General features: G+C 55.2%; 15 protein-coding genes. 10 read left to right on the top strand and 5 right to left on the bottom strand.

From position 1 onward, the window contains the following. The first annotated feature begins 1,757 nt into the window (after window positions 1-1,757). Window positions 1,758-2,309, top strand: a complete 552-nt coding sequence (locus tag ACR3ZL_RS17470) for a DUF1579 domain-containing protein (RefSeq protein WP_473651836.1) — start codon at window positions 1,758-1,760, stop codon at window positions 2,307-2,309. Between the two features lie 139 nt (window positions 2,310-2,448). Further along, a complete protein-coding gene (locus ACR3ZL_RS17465) occupies window positions 2,449-3,186 on the top strand; it encodes a transposase (RefSeq protein WP_486172820.1) in 738 nt (245 codons plus the stop codon). 147 nt (window positions 3,187-3,333) lie between these two features. On the opposite strand, the gene ACR3ZL_RS17460 is transcribed toward ACR3ZL_RS17465, so the two are convergent. Next, window positions 3,334-5,127, bottom strand: coding sequence for an ATP-dependent nuclease (locus ACR3ZL_RS17460; RefSeq protein WP_473651837.1), 1,794 nt, complete (start codon window positions 5,125-5,127; stop codon window positions 3,334-3,336). Between the two features lie 1,147 nt (window positions 5,128-6,274). Between ACR3ZL_RS17460 and ACR3ZL_RS17455 the strand changes: the two genes are divergently transcribed. Then, entirely contained in the window at window positions 6,275-6,694 is a 420-nt protein-coding gene (locus tag ACR3ZL_RS17455) for a hypothetical protein (RefSeq protein ID WP_486172819.1), read from the top strand. After that, window positions 6,687-7,658 (top strand): hypothetical protein, encoded by a 972-nt coding sequence (locus tag ACR3ZL_RS17450; RefSeq protein WP_486172818.1) that lies wholly within the window; start codon window positions 6,687-6,689, stop codon window positions 7,656-7,658. The genes ACR3ZL_RS17455 and ACR3ZL_RS17450 overlap by 8 nt, the downstream gene beginning before the upstream one ends. A 474-nt stretch (window positions 7,659-8,132) precedes the next feature. Here the strand turns inward: ACR3ZL_RS17450 and ACR3ZL_RS17445 are convergent, their stop codons facing one another. Next, window positions 8,133-9,041: an NAD-dependent epimerase/dehydratase family protein gene (locus ACR3ZL_RS17445; RefSeq protein WP_486172817.1), complete on the bottom strand. Its 909-nt coding sequence runs from the start codon at window positions 9,039-9,041 to the stop codon at window positions 8,133-8,135. A 356-nt stretch (window positions 9,042-9,397) separates the two neighbouring features. Between ACR3ZL_RS17445 and ACR3ZL_RS17440 the strand changes: the two genes are divergently transcribed. Then, window positions 9,398-10,630: an outer membrane protein assembly factor BamB family protein gene (locus ACR3ZL_RS17440; protein ID WP_473651841.1), complete on the top strand. Its 1,233-nt coding sequence runs from the start codon at window positions 9,398-9,400 to the stop codon at window positions 10,628-10,630. A gap of 209 nt (window positions 10,631-10,839) precedes the next feature. Here ACR3ZL_RS17440 and ACR3ZL_RS17435 read toward each other — a convergent pair whose 3' ends face one another. From ACR3ZL_RS17435 to kdsA, 3 genes are all read right to left on the bottom strand, one after another. After that, the gene (locus ACR3ZL_RS17435) at window positions 10,840-11,733 is read right to left on the bottom strand and encodes an alpha/beta hydrolase (RefSeq protein WP_473651842.1); all 894 of its coding nucleotides are present in this window, start codon (window positions 11,731-11,733) and stop codon (window positions 10,840-10,842) included. A 250-nt stretch (window positions 11,734-11,983) separates the two neighbouring features. Next, window positions 11,984-13,753, bottom strand: coding sequence for a tetratricopeptide repeat protein (locus ACR3ZL_RS17430; protein WP_473651843.1), 1,770 nt, complete (start codon window positions 13,751-13,753; stop codon window positions 11,984-11,986). 92 nt (window positions 13,754-13,845) lie between these two features. After that, entirely contained in the window at window positions 13,846-14,730 is an 885-nt protein-coding gene (kdsA, locus tag ACR3ZL_RS17425; protein ID WP_473651844.1) for a 3-deoxy-8-phosphooctulonate synthase, read from the bottom strand. A 182-nt stretch (window positions 14,731-14,912) separates the two neighbouring features. Between kdsA and ACR3ZL_RS17420 the strand changes: the two genes are divergently transcribed. From ACR3ZL_RS17420 to ACR3ZL_RS17400, 5 genes are all read left to right on the top strand, one after another. Beyond that, a complete protein-coding gene (locus tag ACR3ZL_RS17420) occupies window positions 14,913-16,082 on the top strand; it encodes a DegT/DnrJ/EryC1/StrS family aminotransferase (RefSeq protein ID WP_473651845.1) in 1,170 nt (389 codons plus the stop codon). 102 nt (window positions 16,083-16,184) lie between these two features. Beyond that, the gene (locus ACR3ZL_RS17415) at window positions 16,185-18,215 is read left to right on the top strand and encodes a tetratricopeptide repeat protein (protein WP_473651846.1); all 2,031 of its coding nucleotides are present in this window, start codon (window positions 16,185-16,187) and stop codon (window positions 18,213-18,215) included. Between the two features lie 47 nt (window positions 18,216-18,262). After that, window positions 18,263-19,231 carry a MotA/TolQ/ExbB proton channel family protein gene (locus ACR3ZL_RS17410; protein WP_473653532.1) on the top strand — a complete coding sequence of 323 codons (969 nt, stop codon included), beginning with the start codon at window positions 18,263-18,265 and terminating at the stop codon, window positions 19,229-19,231. Between the two features lie 57 nt (window positions 19,232-19,288). Continuing rightward, window positions 19,289-19,693 carry an ExbD/TolR family protein gene (locus ACR3ZL_RS17405; RefSeq protein WP_486172816.1) on the top strand — a complete coding sequence of 135 codons (405 nt, stop codon included), beginning with the start codon at window positions 19,289-19,291 and terminating at the stop codon, window positions 19,691-19,693. Window positions 19,694-19,731: 38 nt separating this feature from the next. Further along, window positions 19,732-21,561, top strand: a complete 1,830-nt coding sequence (locus tag ACR3ZL_RS17400; RefSeq protein ID WP_473651848.1) for a prenyltransferase/squalene oxidase repeat-containing protein — start codon at window positions 19,732-19,734, stop codon at window positions 21,559-21,561. The last annotated feature ends 18 nt before the right edge of the window (window positions 21,562-21,579 follow it).

Here is a 21,579-nt window from a genome sequence, read left to right as displayed (position 1 = left end):
GCGAATGCGAGGGTGAGGGCCGGGCATGGAAACCAACGCGTCTCGCCGCTCCCCCGAAAATCTCGCCGAACGTTCGCCGTCCGCCCCCGCCCACTGCGAGTGTTTCGAAGTTGCGTTTTGGGGGTGAATCGCAGCCCGATGACAGGTACTAGAGCTTCATCCATATTCAACTTTGGAGTGTAGTGGGCGAGGCGACGAGCCCGTCTGGTTGTTGAGTGGATGGGATTCGTCGCCTCATCCACTACGACCAACCCCGAAATGAAAAGTAGCCGAAGCACTATCGCTTCATCCATATTCAAACTTGGGTTGTAGTGGGCGAGGCGACGAGCCCGTCTGGTCGGTGAGTGGATGGGATTCGTCGCCTCATCCACTACGATTGACCCTAAAATGAAATGTAGCCGAAGCACTAGCCCCGGAGGCCAGTCCGGGGAAACAAGGGTGTTTGGTTCGGTAGTCCTGAAGGGACGGCGGTGACTTGCGATGAGACGCCTGCCGTGCCTTCAGCACTCAATCAAGCAACTTCAAAACGCGTCAGCGCGGGCGGGGACTGAAGGCGTTGCGAGAACAGCGTTTGAAAACGGCACGGCTGTTTTCGAAGGAGGGGCGAGCCGAATGGACAGCGCCACTTTGATGAGCCGTTTTGGCGCTAGCCACGGGTTTTGCGAGAAAAACCTGAGAACCGTGGCTAGCGCCAAAACGGCTCATCGAGGCCGCAAACTCCCATGCTTGACCATCAAAGTGGCGCTGTCCAGCTAATGGACCGTCATGAAATCAACCGGCTCAACCATCCTCAACCAGGCTGCACGAGCTGAGCTGGGAGTCCAGCGCACGGTGGTTGGCGGACGGTGGGTGGCGATCCGTCAGGCACCACGACGTAGTTGCACAAGCTGTTCGGGTTGCTTCTGCAGAGTTTCCAACGCATTCGGCGATCTGTTGCAAGCAAGTTTCAATCCGCGACTTTTCGGCGTCGGACAGGTTAGCGTTCGGCTTAAAGAACACGATGAACGATCCCAAGTGCTGAAAGTAAGGCCAGTTTCAAGGATCAGGGGCAGTGCCGTGACCACGTGGAAGAATGCAGGAACCCAAATCGCAAAGCCGCGCCAGTTTCATAGGCGTTCGCGCCTAGCGAATCGATGCCCAGCCATTGATTTCCCAAGCCACCCAAAGCACGGCCAGCCGGATGATGTTAACGGCGGAGTGTCTGAGTCGAAGCCGGTCACGAGCCGACACAAGGTGTCCCCGTCGCCTCACATAAAAAAAGCTTCCAGTGGCATCGACCAGTAAACAAAAAACCAAATCACCGGAGTCGGCCGCCGGTGCATCGCGGAACTGTTGTCGGAAATCACTTCGTTGGGGGGCACTGAAGCGGTGGATCGGCTTCGAGCTGGGGGCTGGTCCAACCTCATTCATTTCGGAAACTTGCGAACTGCGTTCGGTCGAAGTGACCGAAGCAGCCTGGCAACTTGGTCGTGAATGTGTCAGGACGGATCGTCCTAAGTTACCAATGTGAACCGCAATCGGGACTCCGTGTTGGCATGCTTCGTGGTCTGGTTTGGACTAAACCGATGAGTGCCCTTTCTTTCTGGGGTCACCTGGTCAATTTCGTGACTGCTTTACTGGCGGGATCTGCAGGGACTACGTGCTCGGAACTGTGTTTCCTGAGATAGGTAAAGAATGCATCACTTGTCCGCTAGAATATCCAATTCTCGCCGACAGTCAGCGATACATTCAGTTTCAGTACTTTCCCGGAAGTCAAAATGACAGACTCACTCAGATTGTTTACCTTCGCGTTCGGTTGCGTGATTGTTCAATGCGGACTCTTGCAATCCAACGCGGTTGCTCAAGTTCCAACTGCAGGCCCCGAATACGATGTTCTTAAAGACGATGCCGGGGAGTGGGATGTTGAAATCACCAATTACGCAAGTGGAACTCCAGAAGTCACCAAAGGCATTGAATCCAACAGGATGCTAGGCGACTTTTGGCTGATCAGCAACTTTGAAGGCAAAATGATGGGGTTAGAATTTAAAGGCCATGAAAGCACTGGCTACGACGCCGAGGCAAAGAAATACGTTGGAACCTGGGTGGATTCTTTAAGTCCTGGAATGATGCACATGAAAGGTGACTACGACAAAGACAAAAAGACAATGACTCTTGTCGGAATTGCTCCTGGCATGGACGGCAACCCAGCCAAACACAGGTTGACCACGGTCTACAAGGATGGAAGACGTGTGATGACCATGTACATCACTCTCAAAGGCGGCGAAGAAACCAAATTCATGCAATTGGCGTACACAAGAAAAGAGAAGTAAATGAGCTGATCATCAGCGTCACGCAAGCTTTTGACCTGCAAGCTTTTCTAACGCTTGCTTTTTCTTTTTGGGATCCGCAAAAGGGGAAGGGGGTATTTTACTGGGAAGCTGGCTGCTATTTTGGATCGCCCTGGCTCCAATGGGCCTGTCGACATTGCGAAAAGTAGGTGTGATCATGCCAAGAATGAAGCGATCCGATGAGGCTGGTGTTGTCTACCATGCATTGAATCGAGGTAATTCGCGTTGTGATATTTTCCACAAACCTGAAGATTACCAAGCCTTTTTGCGTACCCTTGCCGAAGGATTGGAAAAGTACCCCGTCGACCTTTTCGCATTCTGCCTCATGCGCAATCACTGGCATTTGCTGGTTCGTCCTCGAAAAGATGGGTGCATGGGTAAGCTGCTTGGTTGGGTGTCGGCCACACATACACTGCGGTATCACGCACACAATCACAATGTTGCAGGAGGGCACCTTTATCAAGGTCCATTCAAAAGTTTCCCTTGCCAGGATGACGAACACTTCCTCACCGTTGCTCGCTACGTGGAACGCAACGCGTTATCGGCGCACGCTGTCCAGAATGCGGAGGACTGGCGGTTCGGTTCCCTGTATCGGTGGCATCACCGATGCGACAACAATCCAAAACTCCTTCATTCTTGGCCTATGCGGCGACCGCCAAACTGGCTCAGAAGGGTGAACGAACCATTGAGCGCAAGCGACCTCAAAGCGATTCGCACTTCAGTTGCACGAAATCGTCCTTTTGGTGACGAGCAGTGGACCGAAGAAACATGTGAGCGAACCGGTCTCTGGTCCACGTTGCGTCCTCGTGGACGCCCCAGAAAGAAAATTCAAGCCGAATCCGTGCAGAGGAAACCCTAAAACTACCCCCTTCCCCTTTTTGTCTTCTAAAACTACCCCCTTCCCCTTTTTGTCTTCCGCAAGAATGTCAGATAGCCCAATTGCATCGACATTCGATTTACTCCAATCTCGGATTTCTGCTACGTAGGTGTGAATCAATTCAAACCATCAATAGCCTGCGATACGGCTCATTTCGTCTTTTTGAAATGACGTCATGCCTTCAACGAAAGCCCAGATATCCCCCTCCTGAATTGAACTTGACCTAATCTCTACCGCTGCAGCATTCGCCCACTCTGCCTTCTTCTGCTTACTTGGCCCGTCAGCCATGAGGCTTTTGCACCAGTATTCCAGTTCCCCCACTGGAACAAGGAAGAGACCGTGACGTTTACATTCCGCGAGCAACGAATCCAAATTTGCCAACACGGTCGGTTTGTCCGCGTAATTCGCTCGTCCGCCGCGTTTCAGGAGAGAGAAATTTGAAAGCGTGCCAGGAATTGCTCCAATTGCCTTGCGAATTCGCTCATTGTCACCGTTCGACCAATCCATTGGCATCGCCAATATCTGGTTCAACTGCTCAACTAATTCCTCCCTGGAAATCCTCGGGCCTGTCGTCTTGACCTCCGATAGAACTGACTCGGCGATCACATAGATTTCATCAACGCTTTTCTGCGGCGCAAGCGCACCAAGGACCCGTTTGAATACATCGAGTTTTCCAAGCAAGTCTAAATCAGAAATAATAACAGTTGGAATTTTGAGCTTCTTGTAGAGCTGACTAGTGGAAGCGAAGCCACCGACGCCGCCGACTGAAACGAAGTGCACGTCATGTTCTAAAAGCTCGCCTAGCTTTTCCGTAGCAGCCTCATAGACGGCTCTGTCACCTTCGCTTTCAACGATCGCTACCGCCTGAGAAAATATGCCATCGAGAATCGTCTCAACCTTTGTACTCGGTCGTTCAATGCACCGCTCGAGTGTCTCGTAAGGAATAAGATTTCCGACGAATTTCCCGCGAGTTCTCGACAAACGAAGTACCTGAAGGTCCTGAGTTGCCTCGATGATTCCGCGTAATATGTGGCTACTATGGGTAGCAACAATTGTTGCGTGATTCTCTGAAGTGCCATACTTTCCAATGAACTTGCCAAGTGCGTACGCCTGGGGAGGATGCAAACACATCTCCGGCTCATCGACGAGGCAAATTGGCCTTTGACCGAGTAGCAAAGAAATGCATATCGCCGTGTAGGACTTCAGGCCGTCGCCTTCAGAATCAATAGTCCGATAGGCTTTCATTCGTTCAGGTTGTAAGCGATCTGCATCCGACGGGACTGAAGGAGAATCACTAACCCGCAGGCAGAGCTTTCCTCCACGGCTCGCATCTAACCAAACCGCACGACCAAATGTTTTGCGAAGTTCGTCAGACAGGGCCTGTTGGGCATCGTGGTTGACGTAGAGAGCCTGTAGTTCATTTTGCGGATGTTGCGTCTCGTAATCGAATGAATTCGTAGTATCTGTAGTTTGCAGTCTCCGACGCAGAAAAAGAGACGTTACAAGGGTCTTTCCGATTGGTTCATAAAACGCTTTTCGACTTGCGAGATCATTTGAACGCATCCTCCCAAAGTGGTGCTCCAGCATATTTGGCTCCATTCGCCACCCTCCGCTGCCTTCCCCCAAAAACGGCGATGTCTGTTCGTAGAACTGCTTTCCATTAGCATCTGGGCGAAGAACAATGGCTCCTGAATCCTGCAATGCCTGAAGCAACCCATCCAGAGAACTGGGGTGCTCAATTTCCACGTCCGTGCAAACGACGAGCTCTCGTGGGCTTCCTGTACACGATGCCTGAATATCTGTGAGCAGTTGAGTCTTTCCAGACGAATTTGGACCTGCTACGACCATCAGTCCTTTTGGAATGACTTTTCCAACGTTTGGAACAGATATCGATTTGAGAAGGTTGAACTCTGTGAGTGACATGTTTAACTATTGTCAATTTGCAAAGAAGAATTGCGGGATAATAGACATCGACTTTCCGATCGAAACGCGAGTGTAACGGTTGCGTCGTGCATTGTCATAAAAGAGTATTCCCGCTAGGAATCGAACCTGTTCTACACCCCCCAAAGTCACGTGCGAATCCGGTACACTCCAAGGACGAAAAAGGAATCAGAGCCAAAGACTGGATTTGCTCCAGCATAGGCTGCGTTACAAGAACAGTGCCTTTCTCGGTCGAACCATGCTGGCGAGTCGCCAGGGTACAGATACAGCGAACGGCACTTCCTCGATGCACCGACGTAAGTTGTCCCGAATTTGAAATCGCACCGGTTGCATCAACCGACGAGTGTACGCATCTGCCACAACTCGCACGGGTTGCCCCTGCGTGATTGAGACCGAAGCGAGTTCAGCCAATTCGACCGGCCAGTCTCCGGCGTCGGCCACCGGACCTCGCAACCGAAACACAACTGGTATTGCGAATCACCAGCAGAGCCCAGGCATTGGGCAAAACGTCGGCGTGTAACCTTCACCAGATTTAGTAGATCGAGACAAGATGCCATGGGCAAATATGTGTATTAGAACAGGCAAAGCACGACATTACGTTTTGCCGATCATTGACGCAAATTGATCCGAACGCCGACTTATCGCACATGGCAGGGCGAAGCTCGGTTGTATTACTACAAAAGTTGCCATCGTTGCGCCCTTAACATCCCTTTTCAATGCCTTACTGGCTAGGGGCACAACACAACCTAGAATTTTGAAAGGAAGGCACAGTGGATTTTGACGGCTACGTTCCGATACTCATCCCTTTTGTCGCTGCTTGGCTTGGCGTCGCACCAGTCTTCAAGCTGCTCGGAATAGTGCACGGACTTTGCGACAACGTTGCCGAAAGCGTGACGTATCCAGCCCGGTGGAAACCGACGGTGCTGTCAGCGAATACGCTACAGTTTTTACGAGAGACGCTTTTTTGTGATCCAGGCAGCCATCGATTTCGTTGGCAGAACGGGAGGTCAATGTGAATTGGGGTTATGCCGAGTGGGCGTTTGTGTTTTCAGCGGTTTCGACTGTGTCGTCAATTTTTGCACTGTATATCGCGTATCAAAGCCAAAAGGTCGCGTCACGCACCGCATGGTTGGCAGAAGAACAACATGAATTGAAGAAGCCAAAACTCGTCGGATACTTGGCCAACGCCGAATTTGCGAGTGAATCTGGTAGTCGCATCTATCAGTTCGCGATCTCCATCAGCAATCGTTCGGATAACGACAACTCGATAGCGAGAATCGAACTCGCTGTAAAGTATCGCACCCCGGAAGGCGTACGCGCAACAATCCGACTGCCGTCTAGCGCAACGCCAGCAAGCCTTGACACACCGTTAGACGTAGACGCACACAAAACGGTGTCTGGAATGCTGGTGTTTTATGCTGACAGTGCGTTGTTGGAAGGCATGATTATCGATGATCATTGCACCATAATCACCGATGCGCACGATGAGGAGTTCGAGTTGTCTGCCAGCCTGGTTATGGAGATCATTGATGAGGAATCTATTGCGTAGTAAAAAAGAGAATGGTCAAGTCGGAAGCTCGGCCGACATCCTGCGGATCGTTGGTGATGCTGCGGTCGCATCCCAAGACTGCGGGGAAGGGAGATTGATCCCCGTGTTGATCGTTGACACGAGCCACCGTCGTGATGTAGATGAGTTGGTTCGCGTTCATCAGCATTCCGCGCCCGGAGACGTTCGCCTTAGCTGGGCCCGGAGACCCAAGGACAACGATGTCTATCTAATGGTTGAGTTCATGAGACCTGTCGAACTGAGAATGGTGCTCGTGTTCGACCCCGAAACGCAAGGGAGCCTTATCGATCTAATTCTGAAATCCCGCGCCATGTATCTTCAGCCTGGTGAGGTAGGCGACAAACTTTCAATAACGTATGACTGTCCTCGGATTCTCGTTGAAGTACCGGATCTGAAATTTGAGCCAGTGTGGGAAAAGATGAGGCACAAGATCGTCATTAAACGCTTGAGAGCTAGTGGCTTGACGCGGAGAGAAGCCAAAATCGCGGCAAGGAGTGTATCTGAGGAATGGGACAAACTGTGTGACTACAGGGTGAATGCGCCGCACGGGTCGCAACTGAAGGATGAGGGCGCGATTCTTCGACGGCAAATCCTCAGCAACCTACAAGATGATTGCATAATGTCGGTATGGAAAGAGGCTGATGACGCTAATGCAATTGTTGTTATCGCTGACCTTCGCGATAAGTTGGGAAATGATTTAGGAACGGCCCTCTTAGGTTCGGAAAAGGCTGAAGAACTTTCGAATGCAGAAGATTTGGCTGGCTCGGATATTCCGACGATCATGACGACGGTGCCAAGGAGCAAAGCCGCCGCGGGACTATTAGAGGTAAACCCGAAGATCTCCCGGGCGCTCTCCAAGACCGTAGTTCCAAACACAGTCGAAATCCTCATTATCGCAGGTGGAGGCACGTCGCTGGTGCATACGAACAAAGTGAGCAACCGCTAACTCGATGCGGCAACGCTGCGTCGATAATGTCAGGTTAAAGGTGTTAGGTACCGAATCGTCAGTTTGGGCAACCATAGTGGTGAGTGCATCGTGGATGAACAGCTACGTATCTGGTTTTTGGCTAATCATGATATCAGACTTGCGACGCTCCGGTGGTCGACATTAGGGGCAGTCGAAGCGGCCTGAAGGGAAATCCATTTTCCGTTGCGAAAACCTTTCCAGCCTGCAACGTCGTTCTCATGAGAAACGTGGAAAAAAGTCATGCATCAAACCTCAGCGGACTCGCGTTCGCTGCCTGGATCGAGTTCTTTATCCGTTGGATCAGGGGTTAGCTTTTGGCCGCCTATTCAAGTCCGTTTCAAAATCTCCGCTTCTCGCTGAAGCCGGTTGCTAGAAGGAGGAAGGCCTCTTTGACGTACACCCGCCATTTTAAATGGCTCGTTTTTAACTTCCGCCATCACATTGGGAGTGGGCTCAACGGCTCGATTGCCGAGCGTGCTCAACCAGTTCCTTGACCGTTGCTTCTAGCAGGTTGAGCCCACCGAACTCCATGCCCAGCTTTTGGATCTTATCGGTGACAATCTGATGCTTCGGTTGCTTGGGATCGCCCATGATTTGACTGTCGCTTCCGGAGAGTGTTTGGGCGATCTTCGCGACTTCGAGTTGGGAGACGTATCGGTCATAGCAATTGAATGTTTGGCCGGTGATCCCATCAGCGGTGAGCAAGATCCCGACAGCCTTCGCGACGTCGACGGCATGAACTTCTTTGCCACCCCGCGCGCACTCGACGGTTTCTCCACGGACGACTGCCGAGACCAAGTCGTACCATTTGCTTTGTTCAGTCGGGCGGGCAACACCGTAGACGCCGGTCGGTCGTAGCGCACAGATCGGGTAGCCCTGTCCGAGTCCGTAACTGTGGACGAACTGTTCGATGGCGGCTTTGTGAGCGCCGTAGTGGCTTTGGGCCCACAATGGGTGAGTTTCATCGAGTGGTCGATCGTCGAGGATTTGATCGTGGACGGCGCACGTCGAGAAGGCGATGAAACGATCGGCCCCAGCAGAGCGAGCGGCTTCAATCAGCTTCAAGGTTCCCACCACATTTTTCTGGGCGAATTCGACGATGTCGCCTTCGGATCCACCAAATCCGGCCCCCGGTCGGTAAAGCGCGGCATGGACGACCGCATCGCAGCCATCGACGAGAGTCTTGGCGTTCTCGGTTTCGCCCAGGTCACCTTCGATCCATTCGATTTCGTCCATGCTGTCGAAACCGCTGGTGTCGCTCGACGGGCGGTGCCAGCACCGAAGTGAGTGACCGAGGCTTCCCAAGTGCTGCGCGACGTAGCGACCGATGAAGCCGGTGGCGCCGGTGAGTGCAATTTTCATGTTGTGTCCGTTCGTTGTCGTCACCGCCAACGCGGGCGGTACTTCCATTTCGTTCAAACCAATTCGAAGTCTAACACGATGTCCCGTTCCGATCAGCGTCCCGTTCCGATCAGCGTCCCGGTCCGATCAGCGTCCCAGTCCGATCAGCACGCCGAGTAAGCCGCGGCGTGCGTCACCATGAAATGCTTCGCATGGGGGCAAACACGAAAGCAGGGCATGAGCACACGCGAAGTGTTCTCCGGAGGCAAACGAACCCGACTTTTCGATCCCCACCGCCAAGTCGGTTGTCTCCCATAGCCAAATATCCCCTGCACTGGCTAGTTTGAGTGTTTCTGTCCTTGAGAAGGTGGTGGCCGATGATGCGTGATGGAATTGTCAGTACTTGGATCTTGTTGATGTTCCTCGTTCAGCCCTGTGTTGCCGATTGGCCTCAGGTTCTCGGTTCCAACCGCGATGGCCACGTGAGCGGTGAAAAGCTCGAGCCATGGACATCGCCGCCCTCGCTGAAATGGCGGGTCCGTTGTGGGGCGGGATATGCCGGCGTCGCGGTTGCCGGCAATCATGTGCTGTTGTGGCATCGCGAAGACGACCAGGAGTGTTTGGATTGCTTGTTGAGTGATGACGGCAGTCGAAAATGGCGAGCGGTCTTTCCAGCTGTCTACCGGGGAGGTGTCGACTCGGATTTAGGGCCGCGCTGCGTCCCCGTGATTGATGGCGAGCAAGTCTATGTATACGGAGCCGCTGGCGACTTACACGCCGTCAATCTAGCCGACGGCAGGACGATTTGGTCGCGCCCATTGCGAACCCAATACGAGGCCGATGAGGGGTACTTCGGCGCGGGCAGTACACCGATTGTCATCGGTGATCGACTGGTGATTGCTGTCGGTGGCGAACCCAATGCGGGACTCATCGCGGTGAATAAAGCCGACGGCGAGACTCGCTGGACGGCGCTCGAGCAGGAAGCGGCATATGCCTCTCCGGTTTCCATCAGACTCAACGATAAAATCTACGTGGTGGCGGTGATGCGACTGAAGACGGTCGTCGTCGACCCGGTGGATGGCACGGTTCTCACTGAGTTTGATTTTGGTCGCCGGGGACCCACGGTCAATGCCGCAACCCCGTTGGTGAAGGGATCCAATCTGTTCGTCACAGCGGCCTATGGAGTGGGCTGCCGAATGTTGGATTTATCCGGCGGAGTGCTCACGGATCGGTGGGACGCGAGAGATGTGATCAGCAGCCAATACGCCACGCCGGTTCGCTGCGGCCGATGGATGTTTGCGATTACGGGGCGGGAAGACTACGGCAACGGCGAACTGCTGTGCGCCAATTGGGAAGACGGAAAAGTAGGTTGGCGACAATCAGAATTCGGAACCGCCCACTTGATCGCGGCGGGTGATCGCGTTTTGGCACAGAAAATCAGTGGAGATTTGAAGCTATTTGCCGCTGACGGATCGAGTTATCAGGAACTAGCGAGTGCGACATTACCCAGCGGTACGTACCGCGCCCTCCCGGCATTTTCAGGCGGCGTGCTGTATTGCCGCCGCATCATTTCGCCTTCCCAAAACGAACTTCTGGCGATCCAGCCATAGCGAATCAAAGGGGCGGAGGGAACGTTCCGCTTCAAGCCGGTTATTGACTGGCAACCTGTGTGTCGGGCTGGTTTGTTCAGCTTCCCTTCGACCGGTTGCTTACGCCCACCGGCAGAGATATGTCGGCCTCAGGTCCTGTGGTCCTGTGGTCCTGTGGTCCTGTGGCCCTGAAGCCCTGAAGCCCTGAAGCCCTGCGGCCCTGCGGCCCTTTACTCTTTCCCCTCACTCACATATCGGAGCGATTCTAAGAAGTCCGACGTCATCCCCATCACTTTCGGGTAGATGGTTTTGTCTTTCGTTTTCGGGCGGAACGACGTGCTGTTGAAGAAGCCGTGCTTCTGGCCTTTGAATGCTTTTAATTCGCACTGGTTGCCCGCCTCCTGCATCAGGCGAGTGAATCGCTCGGCGTTTTCGAATGGGACGGTCGTGTCGCCGGTTCCGTGGAAGACGATCGTGGGAGCGAGTCCGGCACGAACATGATGGTTGGGTGAAATTGCATTCTGTTGTTCTTCGCTGAAGCGGGCGTGCCCGTAGCCTTGCTTCGTCGTATCCAGTACCGGGTTGTAGAGAATCATGGCATTGGGGACCGAACTGATCGACAGATCTTCGCCGTCCTCCTCGTTGCCTTCGATCACGCCGGTGCAGGCCGCGACATGGCCGCCAGCTGATCCGCCTGCAGCAACGATCCGGTTTGGGTCGATACCCAAGTCCGAAGCGTGTTGGCGAATCCAACGGACGGCTGACTTGCCGTCTTTGACGCATTCAAACGGAGTCGTCTTGTTGCGACTTTTGACGCGGTATTCTGCTGAAAAGGCGACCATGCCGCGATCGGCGAGCGTGCGAGCCTGCTCATAGAATTGGTTCGGGTTGCCCCCATTCCAGCCGCCGCCAAAGAAGAAAACGATTGCGGGTGATTGGTCGGAAGGCTTGTGATCTTTGGGCTCGAAGCAGTGCAGTTGTAGTTCGACGTCGCCAACCTTCTTGTAGGTCACCTTCCGATCGGGGCTGAAATCATCCGCTGACGCTGTTGAGACCGTTGCCATGGTGGTTGCCCAAAGGCCGGGAATGATGAGGATGGCGAAAGCGAGTAATGAGTTCTTCATGTGGTACGGCTCGGTGAAGGCATGGAGGTGAAGGCACGAAAAGGGAGAGCGAATACGCTACCTGCCAATCTACCTAGCGGTCAGCTCGGTTTGGCGATCCGCATCTGAAAACTGGAGATCGAAACTGCGTTTTTAAAGTTCGCTGGCCAGCGAAAGCGGCCTGGACAAACACATGGATTAACAGCCAAGTCGAGTTGCCCTGGAAGGCCGGACGACTTCCTGCTGGCGATGCCTTTGGCGTAACCACGTGCTATTTGCCCAGCAGGCGAGCTCGTAGGCGGTTGCCGTGTCCGTAGACCGGGCCGTCTGTTTTGAGCCGCTCGATCGCGGAATCCACGTCGCCTTCGAGCTCTTCAGAGCGGGCAGCGTTGTAGATAGCGGCATCTTCCCAGTAGGAGAGTTGTTCTTTGTCGAGAACTCGTTTGGTCAGCCAGTTGTTGGCGGTTTCATAGCGTCCGTCGTCGTACTGGACCAATGCCAGCCAATACGTGGCGGTTCGTTTGCCCAATCGCATGAAGCCCTGGACCTGGTTCAATTGCCGGTCGTAGTCTTCCGGTTTCATCCCGAGTCCACGTCGAATTCCGTACTGTTTTTGCAGCTCGACGTTGATGCGAAGGTCATCAATTTCAAATTCAGGAGCACGTTGTTCTAGGTAATAGGTGCGAGCGCCCTTTTGGCCTTCGATGTCATCGTCAGCGAAGTGGCCAATCAGGTGCTGCCAGCGACCTTGGGCCAGGTTGTTTCCGCTGGCGTCTTGGTTTTCCAAGATCGCGTTACGCGAATGGTGCCAGAACGAGAACAGCGGGTCTCGATCCGCCAGCATGGTCAGGACGACCGCGTACATTTCGGACAGCGTTGGAACCAGCCACGCACGCACGCCTGCGATTCCGGATACGTCATCGATTCGTTTCGACCAGTCGTCGGTATCGACCCACAGCGTCATGCGTCGATCGCCAGTCAGGCTGGACTGCAACGCCTTCATTCGCGGCGAAAGCGTTTCGGCGCGGACGTTCAACAAAGCGACGCTTTGCTGGATGTCGGTTCTTGAAAGAGGAAAGTCAAAGAATCCGGCCACGTCCAGACGCCGCATCACCGACGCATCCTTACGAGCCTCGGCAAGGGTGGCGATGCCGACTTGATCCGGGCCGGGAATCGGCAGCCCGATTTTGGGCTGGAACAGGTAGATTTGGTCGCCAATGAGAACGCCGACCGACCACGGAGTACGCTGGCCGGTGTCTTCAGATTGGGTTGCTAGGACTGCCGAAGGGATCCCCGCTTGAGTCAACAAACACGTGAAAACGCCAGCTCTTTGGAGCCAGTCACCGCGGCCTCGCCACAAGGTTTGAAAATCGGTTTGCCGATAGCCAGGTCCTTCGAATGTGATCCCGGGGGGCAGGTTTGGACGCGGAAGGTTGGGCGTGACTTCGGCTTGGTCCGGTTCCAGTGCGATATTGCGAACCGTCCAGTCGAACAATCGCATGGCGGTTTGCAGTCGATCGATATCGGCGTCGGTTAGGTCACCAGGTGGGTTTTCTCGCAAAGAGCTCAACCACGGGGCGAACAAGGGATCGTCGCGTCCGGGCGAGTCGATCCAGCCCCAAACCTTGTTGAATAGGTAAGCGTCACGCAGCAGCGGAACATCCGATGGGATGAACGCGTCCCGCAGGATGACTTCGTGAAGCCGCTCCTCTTCCACCAAATCGGTCAGTGTTTCGGCGATCGCAGGTAGCTTTTGGTCCGCCTGCTTTTTCTTTTCCGCTTCGGGCCGCTCATTATTCCACTGATTCAGGTGGTAAGTGATCTGTTGGCGAGCTTTTTGCTCGTTCAGCGTGACGTACTGGCTTAGCAACGCCACGGTTTCGCCGAGGTGATCTTGGCGGGTGGATTCCTGCAACGCGATCTGGCGTTTGTTTTGGATCCGGCGGAGCGTTTCGGAATCGTCGTTGCAGCCCACCGCAACGATCAATGCGAGCGACGTTGAGGCGGCGATCAGATACCGCTGGAAAGAGTTACTCGTCACTGCAAACATAGCCACTGCTAAAAACCCGTGTTCATGCGGTTTGTTGGATCGTACGCTTCGTCTGAAAGCTGGCTCGTCAGAGAGCCAAACGCTTATTCATCCAAGCTTTCGATTGTTTCGCGAAGTCGCAAAAGCCGCTCGATCGTCGCTGGGAATTCGTCCAGCATGATCATATTGGCACCATCACTGGGGGAGGTTGCCGGGTCGGGGTGGGTTTCAAAGAACAACGCGTCACAACCGATCGCTACGGCGGCGCGGGCTAATGGTTCGACCATTTCTCGATTTCCGCCGGTTGAACCGCCCAAACCACCGGGCTGTTGGACGCTGTGGGTGGCGTCAAAGACGACCGGAACGCCCAGGTTACGCATGATGGGGATCGACTGCATGTCGTTGACCAGTCGGCCGTAACCGAAAAACGTGCCTCGCTCGCAGGCCATTACGTTGGCTCGGCCCGCTTCGCGATCCGCCTCGGGTTGGCTGCCACGAACCTTGTCGACGACGTATCGCATGTCCGAGGGAGACATGAATTGGCCTTTTTTGACGTTAACGGGACGTCCGGTTGCCGACGCGGCGACCAATAGGTCGGTTTGGCGAGCCAGGAAGGCGGGGATTTGTAGCAAGTCGCAAACTTCGGCGACCGGTGCGGCTTGTTCCGGCAAGTGGATATCGGTCGTGACGGGCAGCCCGCTATCGGCGGCGACCGCTTCGAGCAATCGCAAGCCGGCTTCCAGGCCTGGACCTCGTTTGGCCGCCAAGCTGGTGCGGTTGGCTTTGTCAAAGGATGCCTTGAAGACGACCTGTACGTCGGGCCGCTCGTTGATTTTGGCAAGCGTCTCGCTGATTTCGAACGCCAGTTCACGCGTTTGCAGGACGCAGGGGCCTGCAATCAATAGCAGCGGTTGGCCGGGCCCGCACAGGTAGTCGCCGATAGCGACGGGGGCGATGGGCGAACCAGAAGATGAAGTGTTGTTTGTCATGCGGCAAAGAATAATGCAATGCGGCAGTTTGTCGTAGGCCAGCTTGTGTTGCCCCTTCGCTCTTGACGGCAACCCAGATACGGGCGTAAACGATTCTTGTGTGTTCAGTGCGGCGAGCCGTCTGAGCGACGACCGAAAACGGATTTTCGGTGCTTTAGCAACAATTTACGGATGAAATCCAAATGTCCAATCCTCAAGATAACGCTGGCGTCCCGTTGTTGGACGTCAATCGCGACAACGCCCCGCATCGCGAAGAATTCATCGAAGCACTCACCGAAGTTGTCGACAGCGGCCGGTTCTTGTTCGGCCCCGATGTCGTGGAGTTGGAAAACGAGCTGGCTGGGTATTGCCAGGTTGATAACGTCGTCGGTTGTGCCTCCGGCAGCGACGCGTTGCTGTTGGCGTTGATGGCACTGGACATCAAGCCGGGCGACGAAGTGATCGTGCCAAGCTTCACCTTCTTTGCTTCGGTTAGCTGCATCTCGCGGCTAGGGGCTACGCCGGTGTTCGCCGACATCGAGCCTGGAACGTTCAACGTCGATCCCGAATCGGTCGCTTCGCTGATCACCGACAAGACCAAGGCGATTATTCCGGTTCACCTGTTCGGCCAATGTGCTCAGCTCGACCGGATTTGCGAAATCGCTGCGAAGCACGACATTCCTGTAATCGAAGACGCTGCTCAAGCAATTGGTGCAGCTTACCAGTCGCGTCCCGCCGGTAGCTGGGGCACGATTGGTTGCTTTAGCTTCTATCCGACCAAGAACCTGGGCGGCATGGGCGATGGCGGCATGATGACGGTTCCCGACGCTGGGCTTGCTGATCGTGTGCGATTGTTCGCCGGTCACGGCATGCGGCCGCGTTACTATCACAAGGTCGTCGGCATCAACAGCCGATTGGATACTTTCCAAGCGGCTGTCTTGCGAGTCAAGTTGCGTCACTTGGGCGATGCGATCGAAAAGCGAACCGCCGTGGCGGATCGTTACGACCGCATGCTGACCGACCTCGGTTTGGTGGGCGAAGATCAAATCACGTTGCCTGCACGCGACGAAAACGCGTTCCATGTTTGGAATCAATACGCCATTCGAGTTGGCGGAGAGCGTCGCGACGCACTTCGTAGCTACTTGGCTGAACGCAAAATCGGTTCGGAGATTTACTACCCGATCCCGATGCACAAGCAAGAGTGCTTCGAAGGCACACCGTTCCGCCATAACGGATTGCAGCAGACAGAAAAGGCTAGCTTGGAAGTGTTAAATCTTCCGGTCTTCCCATCATTGACCGAAGAAGAGCAGACTCGCGTCATTGACGCCGTTGGCTCTTTCTATTCATCCGCTGCCGCTCGAGCAGCCGCATAACGCCTTCGATTTGGCTTGATGCCATTTCGTTGCATGTAAACGTGATCGCCCGCAGGCTTTTTAGCCTCGCGGGCGTTTCTGCCAGAATACCGGAGACTCAATTTGTCGACTCGATTCAGCACTTTGGCGAAGTTCATCGTCTGTGTATCTCTTGGTGGTGCTAGCTCACTAGGTCCGGGCTGTTTCGGTCCTGGGTTTGTGTTTGCCCAGGAAGCCAGTGCGCAGAATGCAGGCGCCCGGTTGGACGCTGCTGATCCAAGCGATGCGGAGTTAGCTGAGATTGATCGTCAGCTCGATGTCGAGATCGAAGAAGCCACGCAAGTGAATCTGGATGCGCCGGATCTAAAGGCAAGCAGTTTGGCGGCAATCGTCAAAGTGGCCCGCAAGTGCGAGCGTCATAACCGCCGCGAAGAGGCTGCGGATTTGCTGAACTTGGCTGGTGAGGTTTGTGCCAAGTTGATCGAAAACGGAAATGCCGCGCCGCCGGTGCCTCAGTCGGTCGCAATTTTCACGGCCGCCGCTTCGTCGCTGAATCAGCAAGGGCGTTATGCCGACGCGTTGCGTTGGTTGTCGTCGGCGGCTGATTTGGATGCCAACGGGACGTCTTCTTTGCGAATCGGCGAAGCTCTCTTGGCGACGGCGTCTGGCCTGCTTGACGAAGGAAACTTGGAAGGCTCTGAAACCGGGTATCGGTTGGCGGTTGAATCTTTGGCGAATGCTCGGTCAGGCGAAAAACCGCTCGCGACCGCTCGCTTAGGATTGGCGTGGACGATGGTGATGCGGGCTAACGCAGCCAACGATGAAGGCATGATTCGGGATGCGTTGACGGCCACGGATGCTTTCATCCAAGGGCATCCAAACCACAGCGATTCCAGTTCGGCGTTGCTGCTGAAGCTGAGTTGCTTGACCCGCCTAGGCGACAAGGATGCTGCAAAGGGTGTCCAGGACACCGTGTTGCAAGATCACCCGCAAACGGTTGCTGCTTGTGAAATCTTGAAGTCGGAATGCAATTGGCAATTGCCGTTGGCGTCGCTGCGGCCAGCGATTCGAAAGCACTTGTTGTCCAATTGTGAATTCATCGGCGATTCACCAGCGGTGGGATCCAATTTATCGGTCTTAGCATGCGGCTTGCTTGTGGCTGCTGCGGAGGGCCATCCTGCGGCTGAGGCGACCTACAGCGTTGCACTTTCGGTTTCGGACCAATCCGGTGACGCGTCGACTCATGTGCTAGAGGAATTGCAGTCGGTCGGGCACGACGCTGCCGCTTCTCGAATCGCGATCGATTGGCTTTCCGCTCGCGATGCTGGCGTGGTCAGTTCGTCGCTTGCTCAAATGCAAAAACAAGCCGGTGTGTTGGTCACAACCGGCGTCCGTGAAGCCGCTTGTCGCTGGGCAGGCCGTAACGGCGACTGGGCTATGTTGGCGATGGCAGCGGAAGACGAGCAAGGGCTTTATTCCTCGCGCGATAATGAGGAGGCTGTGGATGAGGCCGTTCGCCGCGGGCGCTCATTGCATGTGGAGCGATTGTTCGCGGAAGCTTTGTTGCAAACGGGGAAGACCAGTCAGTCATTGAAGTTGTGGGAGCACATTGTTGATACCGGCAACGCCGACGATTTTCCGACCTTGTTGCGAACGGCCGAAGCCGCTGTGGCCGCGGGTTCGGTAACCCAGGCGAGTAAGCGGATCGCGGCTGCCCAGGCGGCTGCCGGTGGGATTTCGCCTCAGGTTGCGTTGACGGATTTGTTGGCTGCCAATCTTGAAATTCGCCAATTGCGATTCGATCGCGGGCGAGCTTTGTTGGAACAGGTCGTGCGTTCGGCGGAATCCGGTGCGGATCTTCGCGGTCGAGCCCAGTGGATGATCGGCGAGACGTTCTTCATGCAAGAAAAATTCTCTGAAGCGATTGCGGCGTACCGGCAAGTCGAATCGATCGGCGATTCCGACGAATGGACCGCCGCAGCGTTGGTCCAAGCGGGGAAATCATTTGAACAATTGGGGAGGACACGCGAAGCGACGGTGTGTTATTCCACATTGGTCAGCCGCTTCGGCCAGTCTCCCCATGCCACCGGTGCTCGCCGTCGGCTTGCTGCGATGACGACCTCTGATCCTGAATCCAACACGATGCGACGATGATCCTATTCTCACGATCTCGCGACGATACCACGATCTCTCAAGCTGGGATGTTTGCGTCTTTCGCAATGCCTTGTCGTTGGGTGATCGGTTTCGCCGCATTGATGATGTGGGGCGAATCGGTCAACGCCCAAAACTACAACTTCTCGCCCAACGGCGGGTTCAATAACTACAACTCGACCGCACCGAACAACTACTCGAACAACAATTTTGGTGCGTCCCAGCCATCCGCTCGGATTGCCGCTGCGCCGCAGTCGTCGGCACCGGCCGCAAACCAATTTTCGATTCCCGCTGCGCCGGTTCAAGAACAGCCCGCCGAAGCGGAAGCCGAGTCCGCTCCGTGGGAGATGCCCGCCTTCCTAACGAAAGTTGCTGAAGGTGGTTGGTTGATGATTCCACTGGGCGTTTGCTCGCTGATCGTGCTTGGTCTTTCGATTGAGCGGATGATCGCGTTGCGACGTTCGCGAGTGATCCCCAAACCATTCGTGCGTCGTTTCACGGAATGCGTGGAAGACGGGCAGCTTAGCTATGAAGAGGCGACGTCGATTTGTGACGAGTTTGATTGCCCGGTTGCGGAAGTTTTTCATTCGGCGGTGCGTCGTTGGGGACGTCCGATGATGGAAATCGAGCAAGCCGTGATTGATGCGGGTGATCGAGTGGGTGATTCGCTTCGGCGTTTCCTGCGAGTATTCCATGCGATCAGTAATGTGACGCCGCTAATCGGATTGCTGGGGACCGTGCTGGGGATGATTCAAGCGTTTGAAAATCTTGGTGAACAAGGTGGCGGCGGTCAAAGTGATTTGCTTGCCTCGGGAATCAGTACCGCGTTGATGACGACAGCGGGCGGTTTGAGTGTTGCGATTCCCGCTTACCTCGCTTACATGTATTTCAGTGCAAAGTCAGATCGTTATCTCGGTGAGATCGACAAGCTTTGCCAGCGAGTGATCGATTGCATCAGTGCCGAAGGGCTCGAAAACAGCGGTGCTGCGAAGGCACCACGAAAACGACGCGCCGCCTAGTCGACGTGGTGTCGTTGTTGCCTTTCAATCGCGTTCCAATCCTTTGTATATCGAGCCATGCGAAAACGCCCAAATCCTGAAGCCGCTTCGATCAATCTGACGCCGATGATTGATGTCGTCTTTCTGTTGGTGATCTTTTTCATGGTGGGCAGCAAGTTTGATAACGGCGATTCCGGGGTTCAGGTCAATGTGCCAGGAACCGGTGACATGAAGTCGATGGCTCGTTTGCCAGACGAACGCATCGTCGAAGTAACGGCGGCGGGTTCGATCACCTTGGATGGAACAAGCGTCACCGCGGACGAATTAACGCAAACCTTAAAGACGCAGCGTGAAGCGTACCCATCACTGAAAGTTGCGGTTCGGGGCGAGCAAAACAGTTCGTTCGCTCAAGTGGCTGAGGTATTACAGCGTGTGCGCGCGGCCGGTGTGCAGCAGATGGGCATTGCGACCAAACGCCGATAGGCTTTGCGATGGGATTACCTTCTATAGAAGATTCTTTTTTGGCGGATCCGTCTCAATTTTGGCATAACGCAACTGCTGTGCGAGTGGTCGCGCTGCTTGCCGTTGGACTGTTGATCACGACGGTCTGGCTGTTTCGGCGGAAAGAGCGATCCGGTCATGGTGCGGCGATCATCTGTTTGATCGTGTCGATCGGTTTGCATGTGGCGATCGTGGCTTTCGTGCCTCGGCTATCGCTGTTCTTTGTCGGCACCGCTGACGGGGAACCGACGGATTCGGCGGGCATGGAGTCGATTGACGTTGCGGTCTTTGCGCCACAGCTTGATGACGCCTCGGTGTCGACTGACGATGCGCTCGCGGAGATGTTGTCGCCTGTGCCAGACGGCGACATGCCGGTTGAAGATCAGTCGATCGCGCCGCTGGCGCTTCCAGAGTCGATTGCATCGCTCTCAATGCCAGTCGCTTCCACACCACCAGTGGTTGAGTCGAATCCTGAGCCGATCGAGATGCCCAAGTCGATGGTGCCGGCGGTTTTAGCATCGGCAACGACGTCGACGGTGGAGGATCATGCGACGGCACTCGATGACATGTTGGGTGATTGGTTGGATGAAGCTTTAACGCCAACCGAAACTACGCCGGACCCCGACATGGTTACCGAATCCGATGTGGACCAGGTCGCCACGCCGGCTTCGATCGATGTAGCTCAGCAGGCTCCGACGAATCAGTATTCAATCACCGATCAAGACAACACGGCACAGCAGATGCCACCGCCAGCACCTCGGCAGGGCGTGCCGGTGGAGTCAACACGAGCTGAAAAGATTGACGAAGACTTTGCGTCCCGGATCGGAACCGCCAAGTTCGCTGCTCTTAGGGCCAGTGGCGGGAATGCGGATACCGAGGCTGCGGTGGAGATTGCACTGAAGTATTTAGTGAAGCATCAACGAGACGACGGGGCGTGGGATCCGACTGCGTCCGGTGCCGGGCAAGAGCGTGCTCCGCTGGGGCTTAGCCGTGGTAACGCGGGAAGGCGAGCGGAGACTGGGTTGACCGGCTTGGCGTTGTTGTCGTTATTGGGCGCCGGCCACACGCACCAATATGGCGATTACCAAGACAACGTGTATCGCGGCTTGGCATTCTTGCTTGGTAAACAGCGCGCCGATGGTTCGTTAGCGGGCGGAGCGTCGATCTACGCGGCACACTACTGCCACGCGATGGCGGCGTTGGCGGTTGCGGAGGCGGCTGCGATGACCGGCGACGAGGCTGCGATGGAAGCCACTCGCCGAGCGGTTGCCTATTCACGATCTACTCAACATCCCACGACCGGCGGCTGGCGTTACACGCGAGGCGACAAAGGCGACTTAAGCCAACTGGGTTGGCAGGCGATGCTGATTGACGCTGCCGTTCGTTCTGGAGCGATCCAGCAACCTCATTCGATGCAGCGTGGCGTCGCTCGATTCTTGGATTCGGTCAGCACAGGTTCGGCAGGTGGTTACGCGTGTTACCGGCCGGGGGAACGACCGACCGTCACGATGACCGCCGAGGCGTTAGCGACTCGGCTGCTGATCGGACAACACGTCAGCGCCGCTCGAATTCGTGAAGCGGAGGGGGCTTTGTTGGGCGCGCTTCCCGGAAAAACACCGGGGCCAGATAACTATTACCAGTGGTACTACGCGACGATGGCACTGCATCAGCTACAGGACGATGCCTGGCATCGCTGGAACGCTGCTCTTCAACAACGACTGCTGTCGACGCAGCATCGCGACGGAAGTTGGCCCGATTCGACTTTATGGGGCGGCTACGGCGGTACGGTCTATTCGACATCGATGGCAACGCTGTGCCTGGAAGCGTATTACCGCCACACCGAGCGGTGATCAGCCGGTGTCGCCATC

This window comes from Rhodopirellula sp. J20-39 (assembly GCF_057365095.1).
This window is presented reverse-complemented; position numbering and strand designations above follow the sequence as displayed.

Bases quoted from the DNA above. Each gene is read 5' to 3' on its own strand.
- ACR3ZL_RS17470 (WP_473651836.1), top strand. From the start codon at position 1,758: ATGACAGACTCACTCAGATTGTTTACCTTCGCGTTCGGTTGCGTGATT.
- ACR3ZL_RS17465 (WP_486172820.1), top strand. From the start codon at position 2,449: ATGGGCCTGTCGACATTGCGAAAAGTAGGTGTGATCATGCCAAGAATG.
- ACR3ZL_RS17460 (WP_473651837.1), bottom strand. From the start codon at position 5,127: ATGTCACTCACAGAGTTCAACCTTCTCAAATCGATATCTGTTCCAAAC.
- ACR3ZL_RS17445 (WP_486172817.1), bottom strand. From the start codon at position 9,041: ATGAAAATTGCACTCACCGGCGCCACCGGCTTCATCGGTCGCTACGTC.
- ACR3ZL_RS17440 (WP_473651841.1), top strand. From the start codon at position 9,398: ATGATGCGTGATGGAATTGTCAGTACTTGGATCTTGTTGATGTTCCTC.
- ACR3ZL_RS17435 (WP_473651842.1), bottom strand. From the start codon at position 11,733: ATGAAGAACTCATTACTCGCTTTCGCCATCCTCATCATTCCCGGCCTT.
- kdsA (WP_473651844.1), bottom strand. From the start codon at position 14,730: ATGACAAACAACACTTCATCTTCTGGTTCGCCCATCGCCCCCGTCGCT.
- ACR3ZL_RS17420 (WP_473651845.1), top strand. From the start codon at position 14,913: ATGTCCAATCCTCAAGATAACGCTGGCGTCCCGTTGTTGGACGTCAAT.
- ACR3ZL_RS17410 (WP_473653532.1), top strand. From the start codon at position 18,263: ATGTTTGCGTCTTTCGCAATGCCTTGTCGTTGGGTGATCGGTTTCGCC.
- ACR3ZL_RS17405 (WP_486172816.1), top strand. From the start codon at position 19,289: ATGCGAAAACGCCCAAATCCTGAAGCCGCTTCGATCAATCTGACGCCG.